Genomic DNA, 15,591 nt, shown 5'->3' with positions numbered 1-15,591 from the left:
TGTGGTATTGTTCGGTTGCCAAAAGGAGGCAACAATATGCAGAAAGAAAGTAATCTCACAGTAGGCCGGTGGTGCGACCGCTGGTTCTGCGAGAATCGGGGCAGATGGAGCGGCAGCACCGTGGGCGGATACCGCAACCTGATCTACCGCCACATCCTCCCCGGAATCGGGGGCATCCCGCTGGCAGAGCTGTCAGAAGGCACCGTCACCAGCTTCTATGACAGCCTGCGGAGCCAGGGACTCAGCGCCAGAAGCGTTTGGTGCATTCATCTGCTCCTGCGGCGCTGCATGGATGAAGCAGCCCGTGACCAGCGCGTCCCCTACAACCCGGTGCAGCTCTGCCAGGAGCCACAAGCAGAAGCATATCGAACAACTCCCTTGCGTCTGGGGCAGCTCCAGCGGTACCTGAACGCGGCGGAACAGTTGGGCGCACTCCCCCTCATCTACACAGGACTTTCCAGCGGCCTGCGGCAATGTGAACTCATCACCTTGTCGTGGGCCAATTTTTATATCCGCTGCCGGTACATCCTCAAGGGGTCGTGTCAAGAATTTTTCGCACTTTAGTTCGCAGACTCTGCCGTAAATGAAGTCAGCCAGCAATGGAGGCATCCTCCAAGGTCGCCTCCAGGTGCTTCATGTTCATGTACTTCTTGTTGCCCCACTGAGTACCGGCTACATGGCGCAGCCGGGCACAAACCAGCATTAGAGCTGAGTTGCCGTCCGGGAAGCTGCCAACCACACGGGTACGGCGGCGGATCTCTCGGTTCAGCCTCTCAATCACATTATTGGTACGGATACGGGTCCAGTGCTCACTGGGAAAATCGCAATAGGTCAGCGTTTCCTCAATGCCATTCTCCACCTTCTGGGCGGCCTCTTTCAGTTTCATGGAGCGCAGTTCCTCCACCACGGCCTTGGCCTTTTCCCGGGCAGCTTTCTTGCTCTCCTGAGCATGGATCGCCTTGAGCATTTTGGCTACCAGCTTCACCTTAGAGCGAGGTGTGACCGAGAACACATTACGGTAAAAGTGGACGGTACAACGCTGGTATTTGGCCTCAGGAAACACTTCTCCCACAGCTTCCAGCATGCCAAGGCACTTGTCGCCAACAATGAGCTTCACGCCATCCAGGCCACGGCTATGCAGCCACTGGAAGAAACTGACCCAGCTGGCTTTGTCCTCCTTCATACCCTCGGCAGCGCCAAGAACCTCACGATATCCGTCCTCATTGACCGCAATCGCCACCAGAATAGCCACATTTTCAAACTCTCCACCCCAGTTACGGCGCAGGTAGATCCCATCCACATAGACATACGGATAGCGTCCGCCCTGCAGAGGGCGGTTCCGCCAATCCTCAATGTGGACATACGCTTTCTTGTTCAGCTCACTGATGGTGGAGGGTGAGACCTTGCTGCCCCAGAGGGCCTCGGTGATGTCCTCCACGCGCCGGACGGATACGCCGGCCAGGTACATCTCAATGAGAGCCTCTTCCACGCTGCTTTCCCGGCGGCGATACCGCTCAATGATAGCCGTTTCAAAGGAGATCCCTTTCAGCTTAGGCACCTTGAGGGTGACATCCCCGGAAGTGGTGGTGAGGTTGCGGTTGTAGTGGCCGCTGCGGTAGCCCTGGCGCTGCTCATTACGCTCGTACCGGGCTGCTTGAGTCAATTTCTCTGCCTCAGCCTCCAGCAGCTCGTTGAGGGTTTCCTCTACACTTCCGCGTACAAGTTCCTTGAGCTGCCCCTTGATAACTTCTTCGTTTAGCTGTACAATTTTCTCGGACATGGTTTGCTGTCTCCTTTCGAATGGTGTGTCGCGACTTCATTCTACCAGAGATCTGCAAACCATGTCTCTTTTTATTTTTGCGAAATTTATTCTACCTGACCCCTCAAGGGACAGCGTCTGCTATCCCTCAACAGCAGAGCGGAGCATCTGCTGGAACGGGTACCGGAAACCGGCCGCTATGTGTTCCTCAACCCCAAGACCGGAGCGCCGTATCAGCTCCACGAGTTCTATTATCTGCACAAGCGGATACTCAAACAGGCTGGCTTGCCGTGGGTGGCTTTTCGGAACCTGCAGCGCCAATGCAGGGAGGTGGGGATATGACGTTGCGAGAGTACGTCCTCCGTTGGCAGGAGGTCTACGACAAGAACCAGAGCAGGCCGACTACCTACGCGGCCCATGGTTATCTCTTCAAGAACCACATCCTTCCCGGACTGGGAGAAATCCCGCTCTCTGAATTGACCGTGGAACAGGTGGGAGATTTTCTGGAGGAGCGCAGGCGCTTTGGCGGTCACCGCCCGGAAAGCCCCGAATACCCAGGGCTGGGCGAGCATACCATGCGGCACATCCACCGGCTGCTCCAGCAATGTCTGGACCAGGCGATCCGGGATGGCCTGATGACGGAAAATCCCGCCCGAGCGTTTCACTACCCAAAGCCCAAGAAGGTCAACGCCAATGTGCTGACGCCCGCGGAGGTAGAGGACTATCTGGACGCGGCGGAGCGGCTGGGCCACCTTCCCATGTTCCTGCTGGCACTGACAGCAGGACTTCGGCAATGCGAACTGATTGCTCTGAAATGGAGCGACCTGGATGTAAAAGAGCGGACGCTGACCATCACCGAGAAACGCGCCGTGGAGCGGCGGGAACTGGTGGAGTACGAGGGCGGCACCAGGATCGTCAGTCTAACCCAGGAAGCGGTTGAACTCCTGCGCCTGGAACACGCCAAACACCCAAGAAGTCCGCTCATGTTCATGCACCCAGCCACCCAGAGGCCCTACTCGCCCCAGATGGTGCGCCGGCTACACAATGAGATCATCCAAGAGGCCGGGCTGGATCACATTCGGTTCGCGGATCTCCGGCACACCTGCGCCGTCCTGTCTCTGCAAAATGGCATGGACACGAAAGAGGTTTCTCAGATGCTGGGCCACTTCAGGACCGCAATGACCCGGCAGAACTATGCCCCCTATCTGGCCTGCCCAGTTGCCAAGGACGAGAACAAACCCGCCGAAGCGTCTCAGGAGGAGCTGCGGCAAGCGGCAGATATTCTGGATCACCTCCTGAAATTCTGATGGATATACTGCGGGAGGTGTGGTATAGGTTTGTGTCGCAAGGAGGCGATGACAATGGAAAACGAACTGCTCAAGGGGCTGTATGACTGCTTCTATACCCCTCCGGAGCTTTCCGAACAGTAGAACGGGCGCTCGTTTCGTATCTGAGGAACCGGAATGAAAGAACGAATTGCCACAGCAGCGGCGATTACCGCCAGTTTTGCCCTGTGGGCCGCTGTGTCGTTCTAAACTACAGTGCCACCCGCAAAAAATGCACCGCATAATCAAAGAATACGCCTGTTTATGGGACAACAAGATTTCTATACTCTTATACGAAAAAATATCTTGTCTATATTCAGATAACAGAATATACTATTTGGTAGAAATTTGCGTATAGAGGGATGCTCTATGGAATTTTTAACGACAAAGCAGGCGGCGGAACTGTGGGGGATCTCACCTCGTCGGGTGGCCTTGCTCTGCGCTCAGGGGCGAATCCCGGGGACGGTCAAGGCAGGAAAGACCTGGCTGTTGCCGCCGGATGCGAAAAAGCCCCCTGATCCGCGGTTCCCGAAAGGGGAAAAAGGAAGTCGCTGATCCAATGTGCATCAAAATAAATTTGGGAGGACACCACTGTGGCTGATATCAGGAAAGAGCAGGAGCGGGACGAGCTGCACCGGGCGATCTGGGCCATCGCGGATGAGCTGCGGGGCGCGGTGGACGGCTGGGATTTCAAGAACTACGTGTTGGGCACCATGTTCTACCGCTACATCTCGGAAAACCTCTGCAATTACATCAACGCCGGCGAGATCGAGGCCGGTAATGCCGACTTTGACTACGCCAAGCTGTCCGACGAGGAGGCTGAGGAGGCCCGGGAGGGGCTGGTGCAGGAAAAGGGCTTCTTCATCCTGCCCAGTGAGCTGTTCTGCAACGTCCGCGCCAGGGCGGCTGGGGACGAGAACCTGAACGAGACGCTGGAGACGGTCTTCCGTCACATTGAAAGCTCCGCCCAGGGCAGTGAGTCCGAGGGCAGCTTTGCCGGACTGTTTGACGACTATGACGTGAACAGCAACAAGCTGGGTGCCACCGTGTCCAAGCGGAACGAGAAGTTGGTGAAGCTCCTCAACGGTGTGGCCGATATGAAGCTGGGCGACGTGAAGGACCACCAGATCGATGCCTTTGGCGACGCCTATGAGTACCTGATGACCATGTACGCCAGCAACGCCGGAAAATCCGGCGGCGAGTTCTTCACACCGGCGGACGTGTCCGAGCTGCTGACCCGCCTGGGCACCGTGGGCAAGACCGAGGTCAACAAGGTCTACGACCCCGCCTGCGGCTCCGGCTCTCTGCTGCTGAAGGCGGTGAAGGTGCTGGGCCGCGATGCCGTCCGCAGTGGCTTCTACGGCCAGGAGATCAATATCACCACCTACAACCTGTGCCGCATCAACATGTTCCTCCACGACATCGGCTTTGACAAGTTCGACATCGCCTGCGAGGACACTCTGACCAATCCCCAACACTGGGACGATGAGCCCTTTGAGCTGATCGTCTCCAATCCCCCCTACTCCATCAAGTGGGCTGGGGACGACAACCCCCTGCTGATCAACGATCCCCGCTTTGCCCCCGCCGGGGTGCTGGCCCCCAAGAGCAAGGCAGATCTGGCCTTTATCATGCACAGCCTCAGCTGGCTGGCGTCCAACGGCACCGCCGCCATCGTCTGCTTCCCCGGCATCCTGTACCGGGGCGGTACGGAGAAGAAGATCCGCCAGTACCTGATCGACAACAACTTCATCGACTGCGTGATCCAACTGCCCAGCAACCTGTTCTTCGGCACCAGCATCGCCACCTGCATCATGGTGCTGAAAAAGAACAAGGCGGACAGCAAGACCCTGTTTATCGATGCCTCCGGCGAGTGCGTCAAGGTGACCAACAACAATAGGCTGACACCGGAGAACATCAAGCGCATCGTGGACACTTTCGCCGTCCGCGCCGAGGTCGCCCACTTCTCCCACCTGGCCGCCTATGAGGAGATCCGGGAGCAGGAGTACAACCTGTCCGTCTCCACCTATGTGGAGCAGGAGGACACCCGGGAGGTCATCGATATCACCGCGCTGAACGCCGAGATCGAGAGGATCGTGGCCCGGGAGCAGGTGCTGCGGGAGGAAATCGACAAGATCATTGGAGAGATCAAAGCATGAGAGGTGAGCAGGAAATCAACTGCCTCACAAGGGTAAAGCAAAATTTGGGCAGAAATTCGGTGCATTACTTTTGCAGTGACCCGCAAAAGATTATTCGTATTTTGAAAAGTGCAAGGCCCAATCCCGCACAGAGCAACTTTCCGGACTTTTTGTTTGAAAACGGCTTTATTGAGCACTTTCAAATCAACGCGTCGAGAGAAACAAGGAAAGGCGCGGAACATAGACAGAGGCAAGCACAGTTTTGTAAGGAGGCGGAACAGCGATTCCAAAGAATGGGCCGCGAGTTGAACGATGCCCCGCCCGCAAATAGCCTGACTCGTGAAATTTGTGAAATGGAAGCGCCGCCATACAGTTATGAGATGTATGAAGCATCGTTTCGAAAAAACTGGCAGCATCATATTAATTCACTTCAAAAGTATATCGGTTGCCGTGATGTCGGTATTTTCCTGGTGGAGTATCAGGGGCCGCTTTTTAAGACAATGCAGTACGGCAGGTTCACAGGCTTTTATCATTTGCATCAAGATGCCCCAATGCTGCGGTATACGGCAGCGTACCAAGACATGCTTTCCTATGTGATTTTTACGGATGGTCAAAATTGTGAAGTGATCGAATTAGAACTTATACCCGTTTTACTGGAACAAGTGCCTTGCGATATTCAATTTGAACCGGGGCGATGGAAAGAACATCATATCAATCTGGCCATCGATATGACGATAGATGGAAGCGAGCAGGAGGCTCTTACATGAGTAGATTGGAAGAACTGATCCAGCAGCTTTGCCCGGATGGGGTGGAGTATAAATACTTAGGCGATGTATGTTCCTATGCCACGGAGCGGATTGATGCGGCAGAAGTAAATGCGGACAATTATGTTGGCGTTGAAAATTTGTTGCCAGATAAGCAAGGGAAAACAGTTGCCAGTTATGTGCCAAGCGACGGGCGTTGGATTCATTTCAGGAAAGATGATATCCTGATTGGCAATATCCGGCCTTATTTGAAAAAGATTTGGCTTGCCACACATGATGGCGGCACAAATGGGGATGTTTTGGTCATACAGATAAAGAACAAAAATATTCTGCGGCCGCAATTTCTATACTACATTCTTTCGTCTGATTCTTTCTTCAACTATGATATGCAGAATGTAAAAGGTGCAAAAATGCCGCGAGGGGATAAAAGTGCAGTGTTGCGATACTCCATCCCCCTCCCCCCGCTCCCTGTCCAGCAGGAGATCGTCCGCATCCTGGATTCCTTTACGGAACTCACGGCGGAACTCACGGCGGAACTCACGGCGGAACTCACGGCGAGGAAGAAGCAGTATGCGTATTATCGGGACGAGTTATTTAGAACCGCTAAAGATGCAAGCGTTCATTATCTAAATGAAATTTCAGATAACTGCGATAATCAAAGGAGACCAGTGACAAGCGGAAATCGAATCGCCGGAAAATATCCCTACTATGGAGCATCCGGAATCGTCGATTATGTTGATGATTATATTTTTGATGGAGATTATCTGCTGATTTCGGAAGACGGAGCCAATCTTTTAGCAAGAAGTACGCCGATTGCCTTTTCGATTGCGGGAAAAAACTGGGTAAACAATCACGCTCATGTCCTTCATTTTGATACATACGATACACGAAGATATGTCGAAATTTATTTGAATTCTATTGACTTGTCGTCATATATCACTGGAGGGGCACAGCCAAAATTGAACCAGAAAAACTTAAATAAGATACCGATTCCCCTGCCTTCACCGGATGAACAACACCGTATTGTCTCCATCCTCGACCGCTTTGACGCCCTCTGCAACGATCTGACCAGCGGCCTTCCCGCCGAAATCGCGGCCCGGAAAAAGCAGTATGAATACTACCGGGACAAACTGTTGAGTTTTAAGGTGAAGACATGACGATGCAATATGAAAATATGAAAATCGGCAGTCTGCCAGCCGGCATGATTATAGATAACTTTATTCACGGAATTGATCCCTATCGCTACAGCGACTATCTGCTGGAAATCGTCAATGCGACACCTTTCTTTTTAGAAAGATCCAAGGGCGAAGTCTATGTCAGCCCTTCCAGCGAGGCCCATGGAGAATGTGACTGCATTTCTCCGCATTATCAACTGGATTTCAAATTGATTGCCAGCGGATCAAAATTGCAGGAGAAAAGTATTTTTTCTTCTCAAATCTTTTATGAGGCCGGTGTAACCTATTACTGCGGTTCCAGAGTTGATGACAACAGTAAAAATTATCACCCAATCCAGTCCACAAGGATTTTTGCCGCGCTGCGTCCGCTGTCTCTGGATGATCTGCTGCACATTCGGGGGCAGGAGTTTTGCGATGATCAAGTGGAGCGTGACATTGTTCAGTTGATGAAAACTCTGGAAACCAATAAAAATCTGTTTCTATTCTTCCCTTACAATATCTATTTCGATAAAAACGATAATATTTTGTTGGGACAGAATATTGCCATACAGGCCATAGAAGCAGATTTTCGCCAGGTGTTGACATACCGTGCCCAACTTCGCCCAACCAAGGATACCTATGTTTGTTTTCTCTATGCGCATCGATTCATTTTAACCACTTGGAAGGATGGCTCTCTGCTTTTTCTTGATGCGGTTCCCATAGAAAAAAGTCCGCTTTTTATGAAACTGAAGGACTTTTCGGAAGATATGCTCTCTGGAGATATGTTAAAATGACTTCTTTCAATATTGTTGCCGCCACAACCGAAAACACCGTGGTCACCTCCTATGAGCCGGTGAAAAAACGCTCCGACCGCTACCAGAGCGAGGCGGCGCTGGAGCGGGAGTTCATCCAGCTACTCACCCAGCAGGGCTATGCGTATCTGCCAATCCACCAGGAGGCCGACCTGATCGCCAATCTGCGCCGTCAGCTGGAGGCTCTGAACGATTACCAGTTTACCGACAGCGAGTGGGAGCAGTTCTTCCAGAATGCCATTGCCAACCCCAACGAGCACATCGTGGAGAAGACCCGGAAGATTCAGGAGGACTTCGTGCAGGTACTCCGCCGGGACGACGGCACCTCCAAGAACATTTCCCTCATCGACAAGAAGAACATCCACAACAACCGCCTCCAGGTCATCAACCAGTATGAGGTGAACCAGGAGCAGGGGGCCAAGCATGACAACCGCTACGATGTGACGGTGCTGGTCAACGGCCTGCCCCTGGTACATATCGAGCTCAAGCGCCGGGGCGTGGCCATCCGGGAAGCCTTCAACCAGATCAACCGCTACCAGCGGGACTCCTTCTGGGCGGGGTGCGGCCTGTTCGAGTATGTACAGATCTTTGTCATCTCCAACGGCACCAACACCAAGTACTACTCCAACTCCACCCGGTTCAACGCCATCCGGGAGGCGTCCTCCGGCAAGGCCAAAAAGCAGAAGACCAGCAACAGCTTTGAGTTCACCTCCTTCTGGGCGGACGCCAACAACAAGGTGATCCCCGACCTCATCGACTTCACCCGCACCTTCTTCGCCAGGCACACCCTTCTGAATGTGCTGACCCGGTACTGTATTTTTACCTCTGAAAATATGCTGATGGTCATGCGGCCCTATCAGATCACCGCCACCGAGCGGATCTTGAACCGCATCGAGATCGCCAATAACTACAAGAAGTACGGGACCATCCAGGGCGGCGGCTACATCTGGCACACCACCGGCAGCGGTAAGACGCTGACCTCCTTCAAGACGGCCCGGCTGGCCTCCCAGCTGAATTATATCGACAAGGTGCTGTTTGTGGTGGACCGGAAGGATCTGGACTACCAGACCATGAAGGAATATGACCGCTTTGAAAAGGGGGCCGCCAACAGCAACACCTCCACCGCCATCCTGAAAAAGCAGTTGGAGGACGACAACGCCCATATCATCATCACCACCATCCAGAAACTGTCCACCTTCATCAAGAAATACCCGGCCCACGAGGTCTATCAGAAGCATGTGGTCATCATCTTCGACGAGTGCCACCGCAGTCAATTCGGAGATATGCACACGGCCATCGTGAAGAATTTTAAGAAATACCATCTGTTCGGCTTCACCGGCACCCCTATCTTTGCTACCAATACCCGGGCCGCCGGCGGGGCGCAGTTCTTCACCACCGCCCAGACTTTCGGCGACCAGCTCCACACGTACACCATCGTGGACGCCATCAACGACAAGAATGTGCTGCCATTCCGGGTGGACTACATCCAGACTATGGACGCCGAGCCGGACATTGACGACAAGGCGGTCTGGGACATCGACCGGGAAAAGGCCTTCATGGCGCCGGAGCGCATCGAACTGGTGACCCGGTACATCCTGGAACACTTCGACCAGAAGACCTATAGAGGGGACAAGACCTATCTGTTCCATACCCTCACCAACATCGCGGAGGTGGCCTCCAGCAAAAATGGCGCGGTGGATGAGATCAAGCAGAAACAGCGCCTCAGCGGCTTCAACTCCATCTTCGCGGTGGCCTCGGTGGACATGGCCAAGCTCTACTATCAGGAGTTCAAAAAGCAGATGGCAGCCGACCCCACAAAGAAACTGCGGGTGGCGACGATCTACAGCTACGGGGCCAACGAGGAGGAAACGGACGGCATCCTGGACGAGGAGAACAGCGAGGACACCAGCGCCCTGGATCAGAACAGCCGGGACTTTCTGGACGCCGCTATCCGGGACTACAACGAGATGTTCCACACCAACTACTCCACCGACAGCGACAAGTTCCAAAACTACTACAAGGACGTCTCCCTGCGGATGAAGAACAAGGAGCTGGATCTGCTGATCGTGGTGAATATGTTCCTCACCGGGTTCGACGCCACCACTCTGAACACCCTCTGGGTGGACAAGAACCTGAAGATGCACGGTCTCATCCAGGCCTTCAGCCGCACCAACCGTATCCTGAATTCCATCAAGACCTTCGGCAACATCGTCTGCTTCCGCAACCTGCAAAAACGGGTGGATTCTGCTATTGCGCTGTTTGGCGATCGGGAGGCCGGCGGCATCGTCCTGCTGCACAAGTTCGATGATTACTACTACGGCTACACCACCCAGGACGGGAAGGACAAGCCGGGCTATGTGGATATGATCAACGAACTGACAGAAAAGTTCCCGCTGTCCGAGCCAAGAATCGAGGGGGAACAGAATCAGAAGGATTTCATTGCCCTCTTTGGGGCCATCCTTCGGATGCGGAACCTGCTGCTATCCTTTGACGACTTCAAAGGCAGGGAAATGATCTCCGAGCGGAATCTGCAGGACTATCTGGGCCGCTATCAGGATCTGCGGGACGAGTGGGTAAACCGTGCAAAAGGCGAGAAAGAAGACATTACCGATGATATCGTCTTTGAGATCGAGCTGATCCGCCAGATCGAGATCAACATTGATTATATCCTGATGCTGGTGAAGAAGTACCACGATTCCCACTGTGATGACAAGGAGATCCTTGTTACCATCCAGAAGGCGGTGGATGCCAGCCCCGAACTGCGGAGCAAGAAGCAGCTCATTGAGACGTTTATCGCCGGTATCAACGACGTGGATGATGTGATGGCGGAGTGGCAAGGCTTTGTGGCAGCAGAGCGGGAGAAAGAACTGGTCCAAATCATTCAAGAAGAAAAACTCAAGGATCCGGAAACGCGAAAGTTTCTGGAGAATGCCTTCCGTGACGGTGAGATCAAGACCACCGGTACGGACATTGATAAGCTGATGCCGCCAGTATCCCGGTTCGGCGGAGGCGGCGCCAGAGCCAAAAAGAAGCAGGGGGTGATTGAGAAGTTGCAAAAATTCTTTGAGAAGTTCTTTGGGCTGGGAAAAGGATAGCAATTGTCTATTGAATGTCCCCCTGCGCTTGACAGGCAAGAACATTTGTTCTATACTAAGCATAGGCGAAAGCCAAAACTCGCAGCTTTCCGGTGAGGTCCACACCCCGGTGGGACCTCAGACATTCATGGGCCTCGTAGGGCACCACAACCACCCTAAACGAAGGGAACCTTCCATGAAGGTCTTCAGTATTTGGCGCTGTGCCGGCAGCGCGGGTGTGCGCCTTTCCGTGGAAAGCGGAAAGGATGCAAATGAACGACTCTGTCGTGATTACCTATAGTGGCCAGCAAGTATCAGTGCCAAGGGAGGTCGCAGACTTCCTGGAGCAGGATCGGAAGCGGGAACAGGCGCAGGATAAGCAGGACCAAAGGCACCTGAGTAAAAGTGAGTTTGAAACGGTGCTGTCCGGCTCGGAATGTGTCAGGCGTCCCGTGGAGGATACTGTACTCCGGAACCTCCAGCTGGAATGTCTGCGGAAAGCCGTCGATGGTCTTGGCACTCAGGGCCGGGATCTGGTCGAGCTCCGATATGGCCAGGGATTGACTGTGGAGGAGATCGGGACGATCTACGGCGTGTCCAAGGCGGCGGTATCAAAGCGGCTGAAAAAGCTCCACGAACAGCTGAGGGGCTCTGTCATTTGACAGAGCCCCTCAACTTTTTTTATTTTTCTGGTTTACAAACCGCCTGTGAGTGTCCTGATAAGTAGAGGGTGATTTTCCGGTACTCGGAAACCTGACCTTGGCCGTAGTCAGGAAAGCCCAGATCAAAGTACACAGGAGGAGCGATGACGATGAATTTATTTGGTGCAAGGCAAAAACAACTGCTTAGTTTCCTGACCGCCAACGCGGAGAGAGAAACGCTGGACTATGTCCTTCAGGGGATGAAGGAAGTCTTGAGAGAGGACATGCCGGAGGAGGACGTGGTGCGGGCTTATCTGCAAAATCCGGACGAGCCCATCTCACTCAGCGCGGAACAGCAGATCGTGGCGATGGACAAGCTGCTGGAGTGTGCGGAGGTCAATCTCCGAATGCTCTGCGACCTGATCCGCTACCAGCAGCTGAAGGACGCCAGGGTGGTCAACTCCGTGGAGGAGTTTCTCTGTCTGGTACGTCCTGACGCTGCCCGTGATGTCCAAGAGGAGGATGCTGATTGAAAGAATCCGAATACAGATCCTACGATGACCTGCCGCTGTTCCTGAACTCGGCAACGGTGGCAAAAGTCCTGGGCGTGTCTCCGTCCAGTGGGTATGAACTCATGCACCAACCGGATTTTCCTGTACTACATGTAGGCAACTGCATGGTGGTGCCGAAGGACAAATTCATTCAGTGGGTGGAGGAGTATACAGGAGGTGCTATATGAAGTTCCACCAGTGGCCTAAACGAGATCCCGACAAAAACTATTTCAAGGTCCCCAATGAAGTATTTCACATTGGTCTCAGTTACCCGGAGATCTCCATCTACTGCTATCTGCTGAGCATCGAGGACAGAGAAACCTACCAGTGCTACCCCAGCTACAAGACCATCGGCAAGGCGCTGGGTATGAGTGAGAACACTGTGAGCAAGTATGTGCGCAGCCTGGAGGAGAAAGGTCTCATCCGCACCGAGCCGACGATGGTGCGGAGCAAAGACGGCAGGCCCCTCAACGGAAACCTGCTTTACACCATCCGTCCAATCCAGACGGCAATCGAATTGTTCTACGAGCGGCAGTTCCAGCAACTGGAGGAGGATGCCGCCCGTCAAAGAGCGGCGGAACGCCTCGCAGAATTGGCCCGTGAAAGCCCCGCGTGAGCGCCTGTGGGCCGCTGTGTGGCCTCCTTCGAGGAGGGGCAGAGTCCCTGCCCCCTCCCTGCTGGTTCGGGCCGGCGTGGGCCGGTTGTGGGAGGCGCTGCGGCACAAGGCTTCCGGCCCTTTTTGCACGGAACCGAGGGACGAAAGAAAAAGCAGGATAAACGCCGGGGTCGCCGGTGGCTCCTCCGGCCGGTTACTTCGCCCCGCAGTGCGGGTCGTTACGGGGTTTTGCGGTGTATCAAAAGTGGGGTCAAAAACAGCCAGCGGGGATCACGTTTGTGGTCACAATCCCCAAACCCCTACTGCCATAACGAAAAAATAGGGGTCACGCCCCGGAAAGGAGCAGTTTATGGGCAAAAAAGAGAGATTCGCCTTCTATCTCACCCCGGAAAAGAAAGCCATTCTGGAGCGCCGGTTTCAGGAGGACGGGAGCCGGAGCATGACCGCCTTCGTCGAGCGGGCGGTGGACTTCTATCTGGACTACCTCAGCGCCAACGATGCCGGTCTGTTTCTCCCAACGTCTATCAAGTCGTACCTGGACGGGCGGCTGGGACAGCTGGAGGAGCGGCTGTCCTCCATCGCTTTCCGGCAGGCGGTGGAGCAGGACATGGTGGCCGGTATCCTCGCCGACGCGTATCAGTTCAGCGGCGATGATCTGCGCCGGCGGCGGGCGGAGAGCGTCAACAACGTGAAGAAAACCAATGGCCGTGTCTCGCTGGAGCAGCGGGTGCGTGGTGCCTGGGAGGAGGGCGATGAGTGGCAGGATTGATTCTGAAAAGCCCTTACCTGAAGTGTGACGGCGGAAACTCTGTCAGCGGTTATCTGCGGTACATTGGGACCAGAGAGCGAGTGGAACTGCTCCCGGATGACCGTCCTCCCACCAGAAAGCAGGAGCAGTTGGTCAGAAAATTGGTGAAGGATTTCCCGGCGGCGAAGGAGCTGGGTGAGTATTTGGACTACGAGGCAAAGCCCACCAAAGCCCACGCCTCCGCCTTTATCACTCGAGCATTGGAGGAAAATTGGTCCCAAGTTCAGCAATCAGACGGCTACATGAAGTACATTGCCACCCGGCCTCGTGCGGAACGGCTGGGTGACCACGGACTCTTTGGTGATGAAGATGCTGTTGATTTGGAGAAAGCCATGCGGGAGTTGGATCAGTACACCGGGAATGTGTGGACGCACATCATCTCCCTGAAACGGGAGGACGCCGCACGCCTCGGTTACGACAATGCCAAGGCGTGGATGAACTTGCTCCGGGCCAACCGCAACGACATTGCCGCCGCCATGAACATCCCGCCGAACCACTTCCGCTGGTATGCCGCCTTCCACGACGAGGGGGAACATCCCCACGTCCACATGATGGCGTGGTCAACGGTGCCCGGTGAGGCATACCTGACGCGGGATGGCATCCGCAAGATCAAATCCACATTGACTAACCAGATCTTCCGCCAGGAGATGCTCCACACCTACGAGCAGAAGTCACAGTCGAGGGACGAACTGGTGCGGGAAGCCCGCCGGGCCATTCGAAAACTCACACAAGAGATGGCCAGGAGCATCTGCACAGAGCCTGCCATCGAGCAGAAGATGGAGCAGCTGGCCGGACAGCTGGAAACGGTCAAGGGCAAAAAGTCCTACGGATACCTCCCCAAGTCCGTGAAGAAAACCGTGGATGAGGTAGTGGACAATCTGGAGGAAATACCAGCGGTGAAAGCCTGCTACGAACAGTGGTGTGTCCTCCAAAATGCAGTCGACAGCTACTACCACGACAAACCCAGAGAGAAGAAAAAGCTGTCCCAAGAGAAAGAATTCCGGCAGATCAAAAACGCTGTCATCCGGGAGGCGGAGCGCATCCGGCTGGGGGAGATCACCTTCGAGGACGCTGACCTGACCGGCCACGACGAACCGGAGCAAGTACGAAGCGAATCCTATGCCTGCCGGGAACTGCGACATATTGTCCGTGATGACACTCTCTCCCTGGGCGACCGGGACGGAGCAGTGGAGGAATTGGAGCGGCTGGCAGAGCGCGGCGACGCCCACGCCCAGTACCTCATGGGGCAGCTCTATCGGGACGGCCCTCTGCTGATCCCGGACAGCAGCAAGGCAAAGCACTGGCTCACCCGGGCGGCAGAGCATGGTTTGCCGGAGGCACAGTACGCCCTTGGCAAGCCGCTCCTCTCCGACGATTGGGAGGTGCGGGACACGGACGAGGGCATCCGTTGGCTGAGACAGGCGGCGGAAAACGGAAGCCACTTCGCCGCCTACCAGCTGGGGAAAGAATATCTGACCGGCCAGGCAGTGACCGAGGATACCTCCAAGGCAGCGGAGTGGTTTACCCGGTCGGCGGAGGCGGGCAACCAGTACGCCCAATACATGCTGGGCAAGTTGTACCTGACCGGGCAGGGAGTAGCCCAGGATCAAGCCCAGGCAATGGCGTGGTTCAGCCGCTCCGCCGCCCAGGGGAACCAGTACGCGCAGTTCTTCCTGGAGCACCAGAACAGTCTCCGTCCACCCTCCGTCATGCTGGCGGTCACCCGTCTGCTCTACCACATGAGCCGGATCTTTGAGGATCACTCCCTGCCCCATTCCAGTACCGGCCTGCAGGTGGACAGCAAACTGAGAAGAAAAATCCAGGCAAAGAAAATCGCTATGGGCCACAAACCGGATGACCACGAGGAGGAGCAGAACCAGGGCGGGATGGTCATGGGCGGGATGTGAGTCCCCTCCAAGAATTGCGCCGCAAATCAAAGAATAAAACCCCTT

General features: G+C 54.8%; 15 protein-coding genes. 14 read left to right on the top strand and 1 reads right to left on the bottom strand.

The window, feature by feature from the left end:
- Positions 1–36: 36 nt before the first annotated feature.
- Positions 37–564, top strand: a complete 528-nt coding sequence (locus B5E42_RS17680; protein ID WP_087242076.1) for an N-terminal phage integrase SAM-like domain-containing protein — start codon at positions 37–39, stop codon at positions 562–564.
- Positions 565–589: 25 nt separating this feature from the next.
- Here the strand turns inward: B5E42_RS17680 and B5E42_RS17675 are convergent, their stop codons facing one another.
- Entirely contained in the window at positions 590–1,780 is a 1,191-nt protein-coding gene (locus tag B5E42_RS17675; protein ID WP_087237682.1) for an IS256 family transposase, read from the bottom strand.
- A 317-nt stretch (positions 1,781–2,097) separates the two neighbouring features.
- Between B5E42_RS17675 and B5E42_RS17665 the strand changes: the two genes are divergently transcribed.
- From B5E42_RS17665 to mobP3, 13 genes are all read left to right on the top strand, one after another.
- The gene (locus tag B5E42_RS17665; protein ID WP_087242072.1) at positions 2,098–3,066 is read left to right on the top strand and encodes a tyrosine-type recombinase/integrase; all 969 of its coding nucleotides are present in this window, start codon (positions 2,098–2,100) and stop codon (positions 3,064–3,066) included.
- Between the two features lie 387 nt (positions 3,067–3,453).
- Positions 3,454–3,639, top strand: a complete 186-nt coding sequence (locus tag B5E42_RS17660; protein ID WP_087242070.1) for a helix-turn-helix domain-containing protein — start codon at positions 3,454–3,456, stop codon at positions 3,637–3,639.
- Positions 3,640–3,677: 38 nt separating this feature from the next.
- Positions 3,678–5,240 carry a type I restriction-modification system subunit M gene (locus tag B5E42_RS17655; RefSeq protein ID WP_087242068.1) on the top strand — a complete coding sequence of 521 codons (1,563 nt, stop codon included), beginning with the start codon at positions 3,678–3,680 and terminating at the stop codon, positions 5,238–5,240.
- A complete protein-coding gene (locus B5E42_RS17650; protein ID WP_087242066.1) occupies positions 5,237–5,986 on the top strand; it encodes a hypothetical protein in 750 nt (249 codons plus the stop codon). Before B5E42_RS17655 ends, B5E42_RS17650 begins: the two co-directional genes overlap by 4 nt.
- The gene (locus tag B5E42_RS19790) at positions 5,983–7,140 is read left to right on the top strand and encodes a restriction endonuclease subunit S (RefSeq protein WP_087242064.1); all 1,158 of its coding nucleotides are present in this window, start codon (positions 5,983–5,985) and stop codon (positions 7,138–7,140) included. Before B5E42_RS17650 ends, B5E42_RS19790 begins: the two co-directional genes overlap by 4 nt.
- 2 nt (positions 7,141–7,142) lie before the next feature.
- Positions 7,143–7,931 carry a hypothetical protein gene (locus tag B5E42_RS17640; RefSeq protein ID WP_087242062.1) on the top strand — a complete coding sequence of 263 codons (789 nt, stop codon included), beginning with the start codon at positions 7,143–7,145 and terminating at the stop codon, positions 7,929–7,931.
- Positions 7,928–11,044 (top strand): type I restriction endonuclease subunit R, encoded by a 3,117-nt coding sequence (locus B5E42_RS17635; RefSeq protein ID WP_087242060.1) that lies wholly within the window; start codon positions 7,928–7,930, stop codon positions 11,042–11,044. The genes B5E42_RS17640 and B5E42_RS17635 overlap by 4 nt, the downstream gene beginning before the upstream one ends.
- 251 nt (positions 11,045–11,295) lie before the next feature.
- Entirely contained in the window at positions 11,296–11,685 is a 390-nt protein-coding gene (locus tag B5E42_RS17630) for a sigma-70 family RNA polymerase sigma factor (protein WP_162614016.1), read from the top strand.
- Between the two features lie 149 nt (positions 11,686–11,834).
- A complete protein-coding gene (locus B5E42_RS17625; RefSeq protein ID WP_087242056.1) occupies positions 11,835–12,197 on the top strand; it encodes a hypothetical protein in 363 nt (120 codons plus the stop codon).
- Positions 12,194–12,403, top strand: coding sequence for a helix-turn-helix domain-containing protein (locus tag B5E42_RS17620; RefSeq protein ID WP_087242054.1), 210 nt, complete (start codon positions 12,194–12,196; stop codon positions 12,401–12,403). The genes B5E42_RS17625 and B5E42_RS17620 overlap by 4 nt, the downstream gene beginning before the upstream one ends.
- Positions 12,400–12,831 carry a helix-turn-helix domain-containing protein gene (locus B5E42_RS17615; protein WP_087242053.1) on the top strand — a complete coding sequence of 144 codons (432 nt, stop codon included), beginning with the start codon at positions 12,400–12,402 and terminating at the stop codon, positions 12,829–12,831. The genes B5E42_RS17620 and B5E42_RS17615 overlap by 4 nt, the downstream gene beginning before the upstream one ends.
- A gap of 349 nt (positions 12,832–13,180) precedes the next feature.
- The gene (locus tag B5E42_RS17610; protein ID WP_087242051.1) at positions 13,181–13,600 is read left to right on the top strand and encodes a hypothetical protein; all 420 of its coding nucleotides are present in this window, start codon (positions 13,181–13,183) and stop codon (positions 13,598–13,600) included.
- Entirely contained in the window at positions 13,588–15,546 is a 1,959-nt protein-coding gene (gene mobP3, locus B5E42_RS17605) for a MobP3 family relaxase (RefSeq protein WP_204244431.1), read from the top strand. Before B5E42_RS17610 ends, mobP3 begins: the two co-directional genes overlap by 13 nt.
- The last annotated feature ends 45 nt before the right edge of the window (positions 15,547–15,591 follow it).

Origin of the sequence: Flavonifractor sp. An10, assembly GCF_002161215.1 — a bacterium.
Lineage (GTDB): Bacteria > Bacillota > Clostridia > Oscillospirales > Oscillospiraceae > Flavonifractor > Flavonifractor avistercoris.
Note: the sequence above shows the minus strand (reverse complement) of the source record. Positions and strands in the feature narration are given on the sequence as shown.

Coding starts and splice junctions, on each gene's coding strand:
- B5E42_RS17610 (WP_087242051.1), top strand. CDS start 13,181: ATGGGCAAAAAAGAGAGATTCGCCTTCTATCTCACCCCGGAAAAGAAA.
- B5E42_RS17640 (WP_087242062.1), top strand. CDS start 7,143: ATGCAATATGAAAATATGAAAATCGGCAGTCTGCCAGCCGGCATGATT.
- B5E42_RS17630 (WP_162614016.1), top strand. CDS start 11,296: ATGAACGACTCTGTCGTGATTACCTATAGTGGCCAGCAAGTATCAGTG.
- B5E42_RS17680 (WP_087242076.1), top strand. CDS start 37: ATGCAGAAAGAAAGTAATCTCACAGTAGGCCGGTGGTGCGACCGCTGG.
- B5E42_RS19790 (WP_087242064.1), top strand. CDS start 5,983: ATGAGTAGATTGGAAGAACTGATCCAGCAGCTTTGCCCGGATGGGGTG.
- B5E42_RS17675 (WP_087237682.1), bottom strand. CDS start 1,780: ATGTCCGAGAAAATTGTACAGCTAAACGAAGAAGTTATCAAGGGGCAG.
- B5E42_RS17635 (WP_087242060.1), top strand. CDS start 7,928: ATGACTTCTTTCAATATTGTTGCCGCCACAACCGAAAACACCGTGGTC.
- B5E42_RS17660 (WP_087242070.1), top strand. CDS start 3,454: ATGGAATTTTTAACGACAAAGCAGGCGGCGGAACTGTGGGGGATCTCA.
- B5E42_RS17665 (WP_087242072.1), top strand. CDS start 2,098: ATGACGTTGCGAGAGTACGTCCTCCGTTGGCAGGAGGTCTACGACAAG.
- B5E42_RS17625 (WP_087242056.1), top strand. CDS start 11,835: ATGAATTTATTTGGTGCAAGGCAAAAACAACTGCTTAGTTTCCTGACC.
- B5E42_RS17615 (WP_087242053.1), top strand. CDS start 12,400: ATGAAGTTCCACCAGTGGCCTAAACGAGATCCCGACAAAAACTATTTC.
- B5E42_RS17650 (WP_087242066.1), top strand. CDS start 5,237: ATGAGAGGTGAGCAGGAAATCAACTGCCTCACAAGGGTAAAGCAAAAT.